Annotated in this window: 14 protein-coding genes; 3 read left to right on the forward strand and 11 right to left on the reverse strand. The window is 62.4% G+C overall.

Going from position 1 to position 14,732, the window contains the following annotated elements; genetic code table 11:
- Positions 1 to 104: 104 nt before the first annotated feature.
- From nagZ to HU760_RS17040, 3 genes are read right to left on the reverse strand one after another with little or no spacing between them, the layout of a single operon-like run.
- A complete protein-coding gene (gene nagZ / locus HU760_RS17030) occupies positions 105 to 1,103 on the reverse strand; it encodes a beta-N-acetylhexosaminidase (protein ID WP_186678795.1) in 999 nt (332 codons plus the stop codon).
- 22 nt (positions 1,104 to 1,125) lie between these two features.
- Positions 1,126 to 1,650 carry a L,D-transpeptidase gene (locus HU760_RS17035; RefSeq protein WP_186678690.1) on the reverse strand — a complete coding sequence of 175 codons (525 nt, stop codon included), beginning with the start codon at positions 1,648 to 1,650 and terminating at the stop codon, positions 1,126 to 1,128.
- Positions 1,651 to 1,690: 40 nt separating this feature from the next.
- On the reverse strand, positions 1,691 to 2,398 hold the full coding sequence (locus tag HU760_RS17040) for a TetR/AcrR family transcriptional regulator (protein ID WP_186678692.1): 708 nt from the start codon (positions 2,396 to 2,398) through the stop codon (positions 1,691 to 1,693).
- 250 nt (positions 2,399 to 2,648) lie between these two features.
- Here HU760_RS17040 and lexA point away from each other — a divergent pair, with 250 nt between their 5' ends.
- Both lexA and sulA read left to right on the forward strand, forming a co-directional pair.
- Positions 2,649 to 3,257, forward strand: a complete 609-nt coding sequence (lexA, locus tag HU760_RS17045) for a transcriptional repressor LexA (RefSeq protein WP_186678694.1) — start codon at positions 2,649 to 2,651, stop codon at positions 3,255 to 3,257.
- Positions 3,258 to 3,270: 13 nt separating this feature from the next.
- Positions 3,271 to 3,747, forward strand: a complete 477-nt coding sequence (gene sulA / locus HU760_RS17050) for an SOS-induced cell division inhibitor SulA (RefSeq protein WP_186678696.1) — start codon at positions 3,271 to 3,273, stop codon at positions 3,745 to 3,747.
- Between the two features lie 49 nt (positions 3,748 to 3,796).
- Here the strand turns inward: sulA and HU760_RS17055 are convergent, their stop codons facing one another.
- From HU760_RS17055 to HU760_RS17085, 7 genes are all read right to left on the reverse strand, one after another.
- Positions 3,797 to 4,030, reverse strand: a complete 234-nt coding sequence (locus HU760_RS17055) for a hypothetical protein (protein ID WP_004376430.1) — start codon at positions 4,028 to 4,030, stop codon at positions 3,797 to 3,799.
- A 50-nt stretch (positions 4,031 to 4,080) separates the two neighbouring features.
- The gene (locus HU760_RS17060; RefSeq protein WP_186678698.1) at positions 4,081 to 4,596 is read right to left on the reverse strand and encodes a DUF6586 family protein; all 516 of its coding nucleotides are present in this window, start codon (positions 4,594 to 4,596) and stop codon (positions 4,081 to 4,083) included.
- An 89-nt stretch (positions 4,597 to 4,685) separates the two neighbouring features.
- A complete protein-coding gene (gene topA, locus HU760_RS17065; protein WP_186678706.1) occupies positions 4,686 to 7,295 on the reverse strand; it encodes a type I DNA topoisomerase in 2,610 nt (869 codons plus the stop codon).
- Positions 7,296 to 7,395: 100 nt separating this feature from the next.
- Entirely contained in the window at positions 7,396 to 7,647 is a 252-nt protein-coding gene (locus tag HU760_RS17070) for a DUF1653 domain-containing protein (RefSeq protein WP_186678707.1), read from the reverse strand.
- A 77-nt stretch (positions 7,648 to 7,724) separates the two neighbouring features.
- On the reverse strand, positions 7,725 to 8,900 hold the full coding sequence (fadA, locus tag HU760_RS17075) for an acetyl-CoA C-acyltransferase FadA (RefSeq protein WP_186678709.1): 1,176 nt from the start codon (positions 8,898 to 8,900) through the stop codon (positions 7,725 to 7,727).
- Positions 8,901 to 8,931: 31 nt separating this feature from the next.
- Positions 8,932 to 11,079, reverse strand: coding sequence for a fatty acid oxidation complex subunit alpha FadB (gene fadB, locus HU760_RS17080; RefSeq protein WP_186678711.1), 2,148 nt, complete (start codon positions 11,077 to 11,079; stop codon positions 8,932 to 8,934).
- Positions 11,080 to 11,601: 522 nt separating this feature from the next.
- Positions 11,602 to 12,039 carry a hypothetical protein gene (locus HU760_RS17085; RefSeq protein WP_186678714.1) on the reverse strand — a complete coding sequence of 146 codons (438 nt, stop codon included), beginning with the start codon at positions 12,037 to 12,039 and terminating at the stop codon, positions 11,602 to 11,604.
- Positions 12,040 to 12,149: 110 nt separating this feature from the next.
- On the opposite strand from HU760_RS17085, the gene HU760_RS17090 reads away from it, so the two are divergent.
- Positions 12,150 to 12,590, forward strand: a complete 441-nt coding sequence (locus HU760_RS17090; protein WP_186678717.1) for a universal stress protein — start codon at positions 12,150 to 12,152, stop codon at positions 12,588 to 12,590.
- 63 nt (positions 12,591 to 12,653) lie between these two features.
- Here HU760_RS17090 and HU760_RS17095 read toward each other — a convergent pair whose 3' ends face one another.
- Positions 12,654 to 14,582, reverse strand: coding sequence for an ATP-binding cassette domain-containing protein (locus HU760_RS17095; RefSeq protein ID WP_186678733.1), 1,929 nt, complete (start codon positions 14,580 to 14,582; stop codon positions 12,654 to 12,656).
- Positions 14,583 to 14,732 lie beyond the last annotated feature (150 nt).

Below are 14,732 nucleotides of genomic sequence, written 5' to 3' on the forward strand. Positions count from 1 at the left end.
ACCGACCTCTTCGCGGGCTCGCCCGCTCCCACAGGGATATCAGTGCTCTCAAGGGCGGTGCCGCACCTGTGGGAGCGGGCGTGCCCGCGAAGAGGTCGACGCGGTCAGTCGACCAATTGCGCTTCCTTCAACGCCCCCAACGCCTCCAGCCACCGGGGCTGCTGGCGGTAGTCGGTGCGCGCGAAGCCACGCCCGCGCATCCGTGCAATCCGCGGCGAAGGCTTGACCTTCATCCGCTGGGCCGCGCTCAGTGCCAGCTCTGCGGCCGCCCGGTCGTTGCACACCAGCCCCATGTCGCAGCCTGCAGTCAAGGCCGCTTCTATCCGGCTGGCCGCATCGCCGACCACATGCGCGCCGGCCATCGACAGGTCGTCACTGAAGATCACCCCGTCAAAGCCCAGCTCGCCACGCAGGATGTCCTGCAGCCAGCGCCGCGAGAAGCCGGCCGGCTGATTGTCGACCTGCGGGTAAATGACATGCGCCGGCATCACTGCCGCCAACTGCCCACTCAAACGGGTGAACGGCACCAGGTCGGCCTGACGCAGTTGCTCGAGGCTGCGCTCATCCGTGGGGATCGCCACATGCGAGTCCGCCTCGGCCCAGCCGTGGCCCGGGAAATGTTTGCCACATGCGGCCATGCCAGCCGCGTTCATGCCACGGATGAACGCCGCGGCCAGTTGCGTGGCGCGCAACGGGTCACCCTCGAAGGCGCGGCTGCCAACCACCGCGCTGCGCTGGTGGTCCAGGTCGAGCACCGGGGCGAAGCTGAGGTCCAGGCCAACCGCCAACACCTCGGTCGCCATCAGCCAGCCGCACTGCTCGGCCAGGTACTCGGCGTTATCGTTGTCGGCCAGCGCGCGCATGGCTGGCAGGCGCACGAACCCCTGGCGCAGGCGCTGCACGCGACCACCTTCCTGGTCCACCGCCAGGATCAGGTCGGGGCGGATGGCACGAATGGAGGCGCACAGCTCACGCACCTGGCGCGGGCTGTCGACGTTGCGGGCAAAGATGATCAGGCCGGCCACTTCAGGCTGGCGCAGCAGGTGACGGTCTTCGGCGGTCAGCCATTTACCGGCGATGTCCACCATCAAGGAGCCTTGCAGGCTGACAGTCATGGGAAATCCTTCATTGGAGACTGAGAGAAGCCCACTGGGGGCAAGCGGCCTGCTCGATGCGTACCAGGCAATGGGCCGGCACGCGCTCGAACAGGCTGAGCAAATCGGTATTGCGCAGGCGTATGCAACCATGGGACAGCGCTACACCCATGGGTTCCGTATCCGGCGTGCCATGCAGGTAGATATAGCGGCGGAAGGTATCGACCGCGCCAAGGCGGTTGACCCCGGGTTCGCAACCGCTGAGCCAGAGGATGCGGGTGAGGATCCAGTCACGGCCGGGATACCGCGCCTGCAAAGCCGGCGACCACACCTCGCCGGTCCAGCGCCGCCCGGCCAGTACCGCATTCAACGGCAGGCCTGCGCCGATCTTCGCCCGCACCTGGTGCAAGCCGCACGGCGTGCAGCCCGAGCCATTGCGTTCGCCGGCACCGTTGCGCGCGGTGGAAACCGGCAGGCGCAGGCATAGCTGGCCACGGCTGAAACCATACAGGCACTGATCGGCAAGGGAAATGTGCAGCAGATCGAGATCGGACATGGGCGCTAGCTTAGCCGAAGCGCCCTGCCCCGCCCAGCCTTCAGGCCTTGGCAGTGACGGTGCCGGTCTTGCTGCGCGGGCGCAACTGGGCGGCGGCCATGGCGTCATCGGTGACGCCACTATCAGCGCGCATGCCAGCTGCCAGGAACGGCACCATCAGGCGCATTACCTGCTCGATCGAGGTGTTGATGCCGAAGTCGGTCTCGGCGATCGCGCGCAGGGCCTTGATACCAGACATGCTGAAGGCTGCGGCACCGAGCATGAAGTGCACCCGCCAGAACAGCTCGAGCGGCGGGATGCGCGGTGCGGCCTCGTTGACCAGCAGCATGTAGCGGCGGAACACCTTGCCATACATGTCTTCCAGGTACCGCCGCAGGTGGCCCTGGCTCTGGCTGAAGGCCAGGCCCAGCAGGCGCATGAAGATCGACAGGTCGTTGTTGCTGCGTGGCTGCACGGCCAGGGCCTGCTCCACCAGCATTTCCAGCAGCTCTTCGAGGCTGGGCTTGTGCTCAGGCTTTGCCTGGCGCCGCTCCAGCTCGCGCTCGAGGCTGGCGCAGAATGGCCCGAGGAAGCGCGAGAATACTGCCTGGATCAGGGCCTTCTTGGAACCGAAGTGATAGTTGACCGCCGCCAGGTTGACCCCGGCCTTGCTGGTAATCAGCCGCAACGAGGTTTCGGCGAACCCCCTTTCCGCGAACAGCTGCTCGGCAGCATCGAGAATGCGTTCAACGGTTTCCGATTGGGCCATGACTACTCCGACTACTCCGCCAGACAAACAGGTGTTTGAAACATACGTTTCAGCCCTGCTTATGTCAAGGCTCGATGACTGGTCGGTCGCCATTAAAAGACGGCGCGCTTCACGCTGCAAGCTTCAAAACAGGAGCGGCGCTAGCCAGGAGCTGCAGCGCCGTTTCGCATTTTCTTGCTACGGGTAGCTTGCAGCGCACTCGGCACTGTATATAATCCCAGTCACTGTACAAAAAGACAGAGCGCCCAACATGTTGAAACTGACGCCACGCCAAGCCGAAATTCTCGCGTTCATCAAGCGTTGCCTGGAAGACAACGGCTTCCCGCCAACGCGCGCCGAGATCGCTCAGGAGCTGGGCTTCAAGTCGCCCAATGCCGCCGAGGAACACCTCAAGGCCCTCGCCCGCAAAGGCGCGATCGAAATGACCCCGGGCGCCTCTCGCGGCATTCGCATCCCCGGCTTCGAAGCCAAGGCCGAAGAAAGCGGCCTGCCGATCATCGGTCGGGTCGCCGCCGGTGCGCCAATCCTTGCCGAACAACACATCGAGCAATCCTGCAATATCAATCCCGACTTTTTCCACCCCCAGGCCGACTACCTGTTGCGCGTGCACGGCATGAGCATGAAGGACATCGGCATCCTCGATGGCGACCTGCTGGCGGTACATACCTGCCGCGAAGCGCGCAACGGCCAGATCGTCGTGGCCCGTATCGGCGACGAAGTCACCGTCAAGCGGTTCAAGCGTGAAGGCAGCAAGGTCTGGTTGCTTGCCGAAAACCCCGAATTCGCCCCTATCGAAGTCGACCTGAAAGAACAGGAACTGGTGATCGAGGGTTTGAGCGTCGGCGTCATTCGCCGCTGATCCAGGAGGCGTCATGCAGCAGTTCATTCACGCACCCGAGCAAGCCCAGTTGCCATTGTTCGAAGCCTTCCTCGCCCAGCCAGTCTTGCCAGGCCTGAAAACCACTGAGCTGGCACGCAAGAGCAGCCAGCCCGAGCTGTTCAGCGAACTCTCGCTGCGCGGCGCTCCCGGGCACTGCCAAAGCCTGCTGGCACCGGTACTGCGCGAGCTGAGCGAAGAGGACGAGGCCCGTTGGCTGACCTTGATCGCTCCGCCATCGAGTCTGACCCAGGCCTGGCTGCGTGATGCCGGGCTCAACCGTGAACGCATTCTGCTGCTGCAACCCCGAGGCAATCAAAGCCCACTGCAACTGGCCTGCGAAGCACTGCGCCTGGGCCGCAGCCACACCGTGGTCAGCTGGCTCGGCAATGTGAATGCCACTGCACGCCAGCAATTGCTGCGTGCAGCCAGTGCCGGAAACGCACAAAGCCTGAACATCCGCCTCGGCTGATGTTCAGGCTTTGCCTGTTACCGCATGACACCTGATGCCGCGCTGCCTCTCAGTGCAGCACGCGCGGCCCCTCGTCACGCTCGAGTTCGCCATCCATCAGGCGACCGGCCATTTGCACGCCCACACTGAGCATGGCCTTGGCCACTTCCACATGCTGACCCTGCAGGAACGCCTTGGCGTCTTCCGAGAAATCCAGGGTTACCAGAGAGCCCTCATCCTCGGCGCGACGCAGTTCGATGCGGCCATCAGGCAACTCGACAATTTCCAGAAACGACGTAGACATAAATGGCAGTTCTCCGCGAAAGGCCAGTATTGTACCAGCCGTAGCGGCTATCAGCACTCACTCAACGCGTCGCGGAAACGTCTCACCAAGCCCTTGAGGTTGTTGCGCCAGCTTTCCAGCTCGATGCGCGACAGCGCCGGATGCTCGGCCTCATCGAGGTTGACAGCCTGGATCAGTGGCTGGGTGACGTCGGTTTTTGGCGCTTTTTTCGCGACCGGTGGTCGGAACAAATCGGCATAAGCACCTAGCATCTGTGCCAGCCAGGTTTCGCGCTGGCGGGCGAGTTCCAGTAGTTCGGCCACTTCCGGGATGGCGATACCGTTCAAGGCATCGTCGGCCAGTGCCTGTTCGACGCTAGCGACGACAGGCAGGCGGTAGAAACCACCGATCTCATGGCACAGCCCCAGCAGCGCGCCGTACAGATGGAACAGTGCCGACTCGCGCTCGGCCTGGACCAGGCCCTGGGCGTTCATCGCCTGGCTTTGTTCGGCCTTGGCCATGGACTCCAGGGCGAGGCCGGCGAAGAACAGTTTCTGGTTGGTGCGGGTGTAGAGTTCCTGGGCCATCTCAGTGCCCTCCCATGAGGTTGCAAGGCGGATAGCTGCATCATAAATGATTGGGGCCGCAAAGCGGCCCCAATCACAGCACCGAAGGATCAGCGCTTGTCTTCAACCTTCCATGCACCACCGTCGTAGAACGCCTTCCAGCCGGTCGGCTTGCCGTCGACTTCGGACTGCACGTATTGCTCCTTGGTCTTGCGGCTGTAGCGGATCACCGCAGGCCGGCCGTCCGGATCCTTCTGTGGCGCATCGCACAAGAAGTGGTACTTCGGATCGATCTCGTGCTTGTGCGGCACGATCTCCAGCACCAGCGGCGCACGCGTCTCACGGTTCTTGGGGAACTGGCTGGCAGCCAGGAACAGCCCCGAAGCGCCATCACGCAACACGTAGGTGTCGTCGACCTTCTCGCACTTGAGCTCCGGCATATCCACCTTGTCCATCTTCGGTGGCGCTGCCTCGCCGCTCTTGAGCAGCTTGCGGGTGTTCTTGCAGGCCGGGTTGGTGCAACCGAAGAACTTGCCGAAGCGGCCAGTCTTCAGCTGCATCTCGCTGCCGCACTTGTCGCACTCCAGGCTCGGCCCTTCGTAGCCCTTGATGCGATAGTTGCCTTCCTCGATCTCGTAGCCGGCGCAATCCGGGTTGTTGCCGCAGATGTGCAGCTTGTGCTTCTCGTCCAGCAGGTAGGCATCCATCGCCGTGGCGCAGATCGGGCAGCGGTGCTTGCCCAGCAGCACACGGGATTCCGATTCACCCTCGTCGTCGGCAGCAATCTCATCGCCGGGCACCAGGTTGACGGTGGCCTTGCAGCGCTCTTTAGGCGGCAGGCTGTAGCCCGAGCAGCCGAGGAACACGCCGGTCGAAGCGGTACGAATCATCATCGGGCGGCCACATTCCTTGCACGGAATGTTGGTCATGGTCGGCTGGTTGGCGCGCATGCCGTCTTCACTGGACTCGGCAGTCTGCAGCTTCTTGCTGAAGTCGCCATAGAACTCGTCGAGCACGTTCTTCCAGTCACGCTCACCCTGGGCCACGTCGTCGAGGTTCTCTTCCATGTCGGCGGTAAAGCCGTAGTCCATCAGGTTGGAGAAGCTCTCGGACAGGCGCTCGGTGACGATGTCGCCCATTTTTTCCGAGTAGAAGCGGCGGTTGTGCAGGGTCACATAACCACGGTCCTGGATGGTCGAGATGATCGCCGCGTAGGTCGACGGACGGCCGATGCCGCGCTTCTCCATTTCCTTGACCAGGCTGGCTTCGGTGAAGCGCGCCGGTGGCTTGGTGAAGTGCTGGCTCGGGTCGATCTGAATCAGCTTCAGCGCTTCACCCTGGACCATCTCCGGCAACACGTCGTCTTCGCCCGGTTTGCTCTGCTGCGGCAGCACACGGGTATAACCGTCGAACTTGAGGATACGCCCCTTGGCGCGCAGCTCGAAGTCGCCAGCTGCCACGGTGACGCTGGTGGACAGGTACTGCGCCGGCGGCATCTGGCAGGCCAGGAACTGGCGCCAGATCAGCTCGTACAGGCGCTCGGCGTCACGTTCCATGCCACTGAGCTTGGTCGGGTGGGTATTGACGTCGGAAGGGCGAATCGCTTCGTGCGCCTCCTGGGCGCCTTCCTTGCTGCCATACACCAACGGTGCATCCGGCAGGTACTGCTTGCCGAATTCACGCTCGATGTAGCTGCGCGCCATGTCCAGAGCGTCGGCCGACAGGTTGGTCGAGTCGGTACGCATGTAGGTGATGTAGCCGGCTTCGTACAAGCGCTGGGCCATCATCATGGTTTTCTTCACCCCGAAGCCCAGGCGGTTGCTGGCGGCCTGCTGCAAGGTGGAGGTAATGAACGGTGCCGACGGCTTGCTGCTGGTCGGACGGTCTTCGCGCTTGACCACGCTGTAACTGGACGCCTTGAGCTTTTCCAGCGCAGCCATGGCCTGGGCTTCGTTCAGCGGCTTGAAGGCCTCGCCCTTCTCGCGCGCCACTTCGAAGCGCACCTTGGCGTTCTTGGCCGTGCCGAGGTCGGCGTGGATTTCCCAGTATTCTTCCGGGATGAACGCGCGGATCTCGCGCTCGCGCTCCACCACCAGCTTCACCGCCACCGACTGTACACGGCCGGCGGACAGGCCGCGGGCAATCTTGGCCCACAGCAGTGGCGAAACCATGTAGCCGACAACACGGTCAAGGAAGCGCCGCGCCTGCTGGGCATTGACCCGGTCGATATCCAGCTCGCCCGGCTGCGAGAAGGCGTCCTGGATGGCCTTCTTGGTAATTTCGTTGAACACCACGCGCTTGTAGCGGCTGTCGTCGCCGCCAATGGCCTCGCGCAGGTGCCAGGCGATGGCCTCCCCTTCGCGGTCCAAGTCGGTTGCGAGATAGATGGTGTCGGCATCCTTGGCCAGGCGGCGCAGTTCTTCGATCACCTTTTCCTTGCCAGGCAGGATCTCGTACTTGGCCTTCCAGCCGTGGTCAGGGTCGACGCCCATGCGTGCGACCAGCTGGCGCCGGGCCTTTTCCTTCGGCGACAGCGCCGGCGCCTCAGCCGCAGCCTTGCCACGCTTGGCGGCCGGCTCTTTGCTGGCGCTGGCCGAACCGCTGGTGGGGAGGTCTCGGATATGGCCGATACTCGACTTCACCACGTACTGGTTGCCCAGGTACTTGTTGATGGTCTTGGCCTTGGCCGGGGATTCCACAATGACCAGCGATTTGCCCATGGATCGGAGTATTCCTGAATCTGAAGATGAAAAACGCGTCAGGTGCCAGACGCGGCACCGCTATATATAGTGGCAAAAGTGTGAGGTCAAGTTCGGACTATCACGCTTGCGACTTGCCCGGCGGCCCGGACAGCCCCTCTTCGGCCTTGACCAAAGCAAAGCGTGGCACCTGCTCGCCGTCAACCTCGACGGACTCCTGGAACATCGAAAGTGGCCGTACCCAGAAGCTGTAATCACCATACAGGCATTGGTAGAACACCATCCACTCTTCGCTTTCGGAGTGCCGTGCAACACTGAAGACACGGTACTCAGGCCCTTTGTAGTGCCGGTATATGCCTGGTTGTATCTGCATGTTGCCCACCCTCTTGAAAAAAACCTGAAAAAAACAAAACCGGGGCACAAGGCCCCGGTCGCTGTCCCTCAACGCGATCAGACGCGTTCAAAGACAGTGGTGATACCTTGGCCGAGGCCGACACACATGGTCGCCACCCCCAGGGTACCGCCATTCTGCTTCATGACGTTGAGCAGGGTGCCGGAAATCCGTGCCCCGGAACAACCGAACGGGTGGCCCAAGGCAATGGCGCCGCCGTGCAGGTTAACCTTCTCATCCATCTTGTCGAGCACTTTCAAATCTTTCAGCACTGGCAGGGCCTGTGCAGCGAAGGCTTCGTTGAGCTCGATGAAGTCGATGTCGGCCATGGTCAGGCCGGCACGCTTGAGGGCTTTCTGGGTCGATGGCACCGGGCCGTAGCCCATGATCGCCGGGTCGACACCGGCCACTGCCATGGCACGGATGACGGCCAACGGCTGGATGCCCAGGTCCATGGCGCGCTGGCCGGACATGACGATCATGCACGAAGCACCGTCGGTGATCTGCGACGAGGTGCCGGCAGTGACGGTACCGCCCTTGGGGTTGAACGCCGGCTTGAGCGAGGCCAGGCCTTCGAGGGTGGTTTCCGGGCGAATGGTTTCGTCGAAGTCGAACACCTTCAGGAAGCCGTTCTCGTCATAGCCCTGCATCGGGATGATTTCGTCCTTGAACTTGCCTTCGACCGTGGCCTTGTGGGCCAGCTGGTGCGAACGCAGGCCGAACAGGTCCTGCTGCTCACGGCTAATGCCGTGCATCTTGCCGAGCATTTCCGCGGTCAGACCCATCATCCCAGAGGCCTTGGCGGCGTGCAGGGACAGGTGCGGGTTGGGATCCACGCCATGCATCATGCTGACGTGGCCCATGTGCTCCACACCACCGACCACGAACACATCACCGTTACCGGTCATGATTGCCTGTGCGGCGGTGTGCAGCGCGCTCATCGACGAGCCGCACAGACGGCTGACAGTCTGCGCTGCGGAAGTATGCGGGATCTGGGTCATCAGCGAGGCCATGCGGGCGATGTTCCAGCCCTGCTCCAGGGTCTGGTTGACGCAGCCCCAGATCACGTCCTCGACCTCTTTCGGGTCGACCTTGCCGTTGCGTTCCAGCAGCTTGCTGATCAGGTGTGCCGACATGTCTTCGGCACGGGTATTGCGATGCATGCCACCCTTGGAGCGGCCCATTGGCGTGCGACCGAAGTCGACAATCACCACGTCTCTTGGATTCAGGCTCATATCAAATCTCTCGCTCTAGCTCGTTGACCGCTCAGTTGAAGAAGCGCTGGCCGTTCTTGGCCATTTCACGCAGCTTGGCGGTCGGGTGGTACAGCGGCCCCAGGTCGGCGTACTGATCGGCCAGGGCAACGAATTCGGCCACACCGATCGAGTCGATGTAACGCAGCGCGCCACCGCGGAAGGGAGGGAAGCCAATGCCATAGACCAGGCCCATGTCGGCTTCGGCAGCGGTTTCGACGATGCCGTCTTCCAGGCAGCGCACAGTCTCCAGGCACAGCGGGATCATCATCCAGTTGATGATGTCTTCGTCGCTGACTTCACGCTGCTCGAAGACGATCGGCTTGAGCACGTCGAGCACGCTGGCGTCGGCGACCTTCTTCGGCTTGCCACGCTTGTCGGTTTCGTAGGCGTAGAAGCCTTTGCCATTCTTCTGGCCCAGGCGGTTGGCCTCGTACAGGGCGTCGACGGCCGAGCGACGCTCGTCCTTCATGCGGTCGGGGAAGCCTTCGGCCATCACGTCACGACCGTGGTGGCCGGTGTCGATGCCAACCACGTCCATCAGGTACGCCGGGCCCATCGGCCAGCCGAACTTTTCCATGACCTTGTCGATACGCACGAAGTCGACACCGGCACTGACCAGCTTGGCGAAACCGCCGAAGTACGGGAACAGCACGCGGTTGACCAGGAAGCCCGGGCAGTCGTTGACCACGATCGGGTTCTTGCCCATTTTCTTGGCGTAGGCAACGGTGGTAGCGACCGCCACGTCACTGGACTTCTCGCCACGGATGACTTCCACCAGCGGCATCATGTGCACCGGGTTGAAGAAGTGCATGCCAACGAAGTTTTCCGGGCGCTTGAGCGCCTTGGCCAGCAGGTTGATGGAAATGGTCGAAGTGTTCGAGGCGAGGATCGCATCGTCCTTCACCTGGCCCTCGACTTCAGCCAGCACCGCCTGCTTGACCTTCGGGTTCTCGACCACCGCTTCGACAACGATGTCGACATTGGCGAAATCGCCATAGGACAGGGTCGGACGGATGGCGTTGAGTGCCTCGGCCATCTTGGCCGGGGTCAGGCGACCCTTCTCGACACGATTGCCAAGCAGCTTGGAAGCCTCGTTCAGGCCCAGCTGGATGGCTTCTTCGCGGATATCCTTCATCAGGATCGGGGTGCCCTTGACCGCCGACTGGTAGGCGATGCCGCCACCCATGATGCCGGCACCGAGCACGGCGGCCTGCTTCACGTCGTGGGCGATTTCGTCGTGGGCCTTGGCTTTGCGCTTGAGCTCCTGGTCGTTCAGGAACAGGCCAACCAGGCTTTCGGCAACCGAAGTCCTGGCCAGCTTGGCAAAGCCTGCCGCTTCCACTTCCAGGGCTTTGTCACGGCCGAAATTGGCGGCCTTCTGGATGGTCTTGATGGCTTCGACCGGCGCCGGGTAGTTCGGGCCGGCCTGGCCGGCGACGAAGCCCTTGGCGGTTTCGAAGGCCATCATCTGCTCGATGGCGTTGAGCTTGAGCTTTTCCAGCTTGGGCTGGCGCTTGGCCTTGTAGTCCAGTTCGCCACTGATGGCGCGCTTGATCAGGTCGAGGGCACCGGCCATCAGCAATTCAGGCGCAACGACGGCGTCGACAGCCCCGACTTTCAAGGCGTCTTCGGCTCGGTTTTCCTTGCCGGCGGCGATCCACTCGATGGCATTGTCCGAACCGATCAGGCGCGGCAGGCGCACGGTACCACCGAAGCCCGGGTAGATACCCAGCTTGACTTCCGGCAGGCCGATCTTGGCGCTGCTGGACATGATCCGATAGTCGGCGGCCAGGCACATTTCCAGGCCACCGCCCAGGGCGATGCCGTTGATGGCGGCCACGGTCGGTACTTCGAGGTCTTCAAAGGCGTTGAAGATGCGGTTGGCTTCCAGGTTGCCGGCGACCAGTTCGGCCTCGGGCAGCTTGAAGTTGTCGACGAACTCGGTGATGTCGGCGCCGACGATGAACACGTCCTTGCCACTGCTGACGATCACGCCCTTGACCGAGGCGTCGGCCTGGATGGCATCGACGGCCTGGCGAAGCTCGTTCAGGGTCAGGCGGTTGAACTTGTTGACGGACTCACCCTTGAGGTCGAACTTGAGCTCGACGATGCCACTTTCAAGAGCCTTAACCGTGATGGCTTTACCTTCGTAAATCATCAACTGATCTCCACGATATGGAAGCTGAACGTACACGCCGATCGCTGCAGCAAAAGCAGGCCTAGCTGCCCTGCCCCAGGCACACCCGTCAGCGCGCTATTCGGGAGTATGGCTTGGCGTGGTGACATACAAACGCTCAATTCATACGCCCGTTTGATTTGGGTGTGCACACATTCTCCGAAAAGATCGGCGTTGTCAAATGCTCCCGAACTGGTTGAAAAAGCGACTTTCCAGTCATTTTGTATCGCCCAGGGGCAAAACATGATGACAGTGATCGCTGACCATTCATGTCAGCGATTGACCACAGACGACGGGGAAGCGCTGCGGCTTTTCAGCTTGCGCGACAATGCCTGGCAGCTACACTGCCACTTGCATGATTGAATACCCGGCCTGCCTGGCCTTTCTGCGTAGCAGAACGCAAAGCGGCGACTTGGCACCCCATCCCTTCAGGGGTATGCCAGGCCGCCGCTTTGTCGTTAACGCTGTAGAAGACGCCGTAGCCCTTGTGGGAGTGGTGAATGATCAGGCCAGGGTTTCAAGGACGTAGGCAACATCCCGCAACACTGCCGTATCGCCCCGCTCGGTCCAGTACAGGGCGATCATCCGCGCATCGGCTTCGACCTTGTAGGCGCTCGCTGGCAAGCGCGCCAAGGCCTCCATGAAACGGGGGTCTTCACAGGGCTCACGCCACTGGTTCCACCATACCCCCGGGCTGATCTGCCAGAAGCTGAAACTATCCTCATGCCCGCGTCGACGCGCCCGATGGTATTGCGGGCACGGGCTTGGCGGTTGCCGTTCCAGCCAGTGCGGCCACTGCTGGGGCGCCAGTTGCATGGCCAGGCCCATGCGCCGTGCCTCCAGGCGCAACTTCATCTGCTCGCTCTGCTTGCGCGAGGTGCGCAACCAGGAAAGCGGGCTGAGGATCAGCGCAAGGATTGACACCACCAGCAATACCGTCATATCAGTAGCTCCCATAAAACGTTGCAAATGAGCCGGTTAGCCATTTTTCACGGAAGACCCGCCCGAAAGCGACCATACTTCTTCTATCGCGATTGTCAGGAGTTCCGCTCATGCAATACGAACATCTTCTGGTCGCCGTCGACCTGACCGAAGAATGCGACCCGGTGATCAAACGCGCCATGGCGCTGGCGACACCGTCAAATGCCAAGGTTTCACTGGTACATATCGTCGAGCCGATGGCCATGGCGTTCGGCGGTGACGTACCCATGGACCTGTCGCAACTGCAACAGCAGCAGTTCGACCAGGCCAAGGAGCGCATGGAACGCCTGTTCAACAAGTACCCGGACATCCACCGCGGCGACTCGCACCTGACCTATGGCCAGCCGCGCCAGGAAATCCACCAGCTGGCCAAGGACCAGAAGTGCGACCTGATCGTGGTCGGCAGCCACGGCCGCCATGGCCTGGCGTTGCTGCTGGGCTCCACGGCCAATGACGTGCTGCATGGCGCGCCGTGCGATGTGCTGGCGGTAAGGCTGCAGAAAAAAGAATGATTTGACCTGTACCGGCCCTTTCGCGGGCTTGCCCGCGAAGACGCCGGCCCAGGCTGACGCCGATCAGCCTTCCAGCTCGGCCCAGCGCTCGACCAACACATCCAGCTCGGCCTGCAGCTTCTCGATCTTCGCCAGCACTGCCGAGGTTTCCGCAATCGGCCGCTGATAGAAGCCCGCCGCATTCACCTCTTCCTGAGCTTCGGCCATGCGCTGCTCCAGTTCGTCGATCTGCCCAGGCAGCATCTCCAGCTCGCGCTGCAGCTTGTAACTGAGCTTCTTCTTCGAGGCATCGGCCGCCGCAGCAACCGGCGCAGGAGCAGGCTTGGCTTCGACCTTCTCCACCACCGCGCTGTTGAGCTCGGACTTGCCGCCTTTGCTCTCGGTCACGCCCAGCAACTTCGGCGAACCACCCTGGCGGATCCAGTCTTCATAACCCCCCACGTACTCGCGCACCTTGCCCTCGCCCTCGAACACCAGGGTGCTGGTGACGACGTTGTCGAGGAAGGCCCGGTCGTGGCTGACCATCAGCACGGTACCCTTGTAGTTGGACAGCACTTCTTCGAGCAGCTCGAGGGTTTCCACGTCCAGGTCGTTGGTCGGTTCGTCCAGCACCAGCAGGTTGGCCGGCTTGCTGAACAACTTGGCCAGCAACAGCCGTGCACGTTCACCACCGGACAGCGCCTTGACCGGCGTACGGGCACGCTGCGGGCTGAACAGGAAATCGCCCAGGTAGCTCAGCACGTGGCGGTTCTGGCCATCGATCTCGATGAAGTCGCGGCCTTCGGCCAGGTTGTCGATCACCGTCTTTTCCAGGTCCAGCTGGTGGCGCATCTGGTCGAAATAGGCCACTTCCAGCTTGGTTCCGCGCTCGACCTTGCCCGAGGTCGGCTGCAGGTCGCCGAGCATCAGCTTGAGCAAGGTGGTCTTGCCGGTACCGTTGGCACCCAGCAGGCCGATGCGGTCTTCGCGCTGCAGGACCATGGAAAAATCCTTCACCAGCATCGGCCCGTCCGGGTGATGGAAGCTGACGTTCTCCAGCACCATCACCTGCTTGCCGGACTTTTCCGCCGCCTCGATCTGGATGTTGGCCTTGCCCTGGCGCTCGCGGCGTTCGCTGCGCTCCACACGCAAAGCCTTGAGTGCGCGCACCCGGCCTTCGTTGCGAGTGCGGCGGGCCTTGATGCCCTGGCGGATCCATACCTCTTCCTGGGCCAGGCGCTTGTCGAACAGCGCATTGGCGGTTTCCTCGGCAGCCAGCGCAGCCTCCTTGTGCACCAGGAAGCTGGCATAGTCGCCGTTCCAGTCGATCAGGCCGCCACGGTCCAGTTCGAGGATACGGGTAGCCAGGTTCTGCAGGAAGGACCGGTCGTGGGTAATGAACAGCACCGCGCCGTTGAAGCCGCGCAGGGCCTCTTCGAGCCAGGCGATGGCACCGATATCCAGGTGGTTGGTGGGCTCATCGAGCAGCAGCAGGTCGGGTTCCGACACCAGCGCCTGGGCCAGGAGCACACGGCGGCGCCAGCCACCGGACAGCTCGGCCAGGGTCTTGTCGGCCGGCAGTTGCAGGCGGCTGAGGGTGCTTTCCACCACCTGCTGCAGGCGCCAGCCGTCACGGGCTTCCAGCTCGTGCTGCACGTGCATGAGTTTTTCCAGGTCTTCATCACCCTGGATATTCAGGCTCAGGTGATGGAACTGCGCCAGCAACTCGCCGACGCCATCCAGGCCGGCGGCCACCACGTCGAACACCGTGCGCTCGTCGGCCACCGGCAGCTCCTGTGGCAGCTCACCGATCTTCAGCCCCGGGGCACGCCAGATCTCGCCGTCGTCTCCCTTCTGCTCGCCCTTGACCAGGCGCAGCATGCTCGACTTACCGGTGCCGTTGCGGCCGATGATGCACACCCGCTCGCCACGAGCGATCTGCCAGGACACGTGGTCCAGCAGCGGCATGGCGCCGAATGCAAGGGACACATCGCTGAATTTGAGCAGGGTCATGTTGGTCTCCATAAATCGGGCGCGCATTCTACCTGACTTGGTCCCGGACGGCATCTGCCGGGCCGGCGGACCAAGGTTGGGCGACAATTGGTCGAACTTAATATCCCGATACAAGCACAGTGCTTTCACCCGCCGCCGGCAAACGGCTAA

Origin of the sequence: Pseudomonas oryzicola (genome assembly GCF_014269185.2) — a bacterium.
Taxonomy (GTDB): Bacteria; Pseudomonadota; Gammaproteobacteria; order Pseudomonadales; family Pseudomonadaceae; genus Aquipseudomonas; species Aquipseudomonas oryzicola.

What these genes read in the sequence shown, in the direction of transcription:
- HU760_RS17055 (WP_004376430.1), bottom strand. Translation starts at nt 4,030, where the DNA reads ATGTCTACGTCGTTTCTGGAAATTGTCGAGTTGCCTGATGGCCGCATC.
- HU760_RS17060 (WP_186678698.1), bottom strand. Translation starts at nt 4,596, where the DNA reads ATGGCCCAGGAACTCTACACCCGCACCAACCAGAAACTGTTCTTCGCC.
- HU760_RS17040 (WP_186678692.1), bottom strand. Translation starts at nt 2,398, where the DNA reads ATGGCCCAATCGGAAACCGTTGAACGCATTCTCGATGCTGCCGAGCAG.
- fadB (WP_186678711.1), bottom strand. Translation starts at nt 11,079, where the DNA reads ATGATTTACGAAGGTAAAGCCATCACGGTTAAGGCTCTTGAAAGTGGC.
- fadA (WP_186678709.1), bottom strand. Translation starts at nt 8,900, where the DNA reads ATGAGCCTGAATCCAAGAGACGTGGTGATTGTCGACTTCGGTCGCACG.
- HU760_RS17085 (WP_186678714.1), bottom strand. Translation starts at nt 12,039, where the DNA reads ATGACGGTATTGCTGGTGGTGTCAATCCTTGCGCTGATCCTCAGCCCG.
- HU760_RS17090 (WP_186678717.1), top strand. Translation starts at nt 12,150, where the DNA reads ATGCAATACGAACATCTTCTGGTCGCCGTCGACCTGACCGAAGAATGC.
- HU760_RS17095 (WP_186678733.1), bottom strand. Translation starts at nt 14,582, where the DNA reads ATGACCCTGCTCAAATTCAGCGATGTGTCCCTTGCATTCGGCGCCATG.
- HU760_RS17035 (WP_186678690.1), bottom strand. Translation starts at nt 1,650, where the DNA reads ATGTCCGATCTCGATCTGCTGCACATTTCCCTTGCCGATCAGTGCCTG.
- sulA (WP_186678696.1), top strand. Translation starts at nt 3,271, where the DNA reads ATGCAGCAGTTCATTCACGCACCCGAGCAAGCCCAGTTGCCATTGTTC.
- topA (WP_186678706.1), bottom strand. Translation starts at nt 7,295, where the DNA reads ATGGGCAAATCGCTGGTCATTGTGGAATCCCCGGCCAAGGCCAAGACC.
- lexA (WP_186678694.1), top strand. Translation starts at nt 2,649, where the DNA reads ATGTTGAAACTGACGCCACGCCAAGCCGAAATTCTCGCGTTCATCAAG.
- HU760_RS17070 (WP_186678707.1), bottom strand. Translation starts at nt 7,647, where the DNA reads ATGCAGATACAACCAGGCATATACCGGCACTACAAAGGGCCTGAGTAC.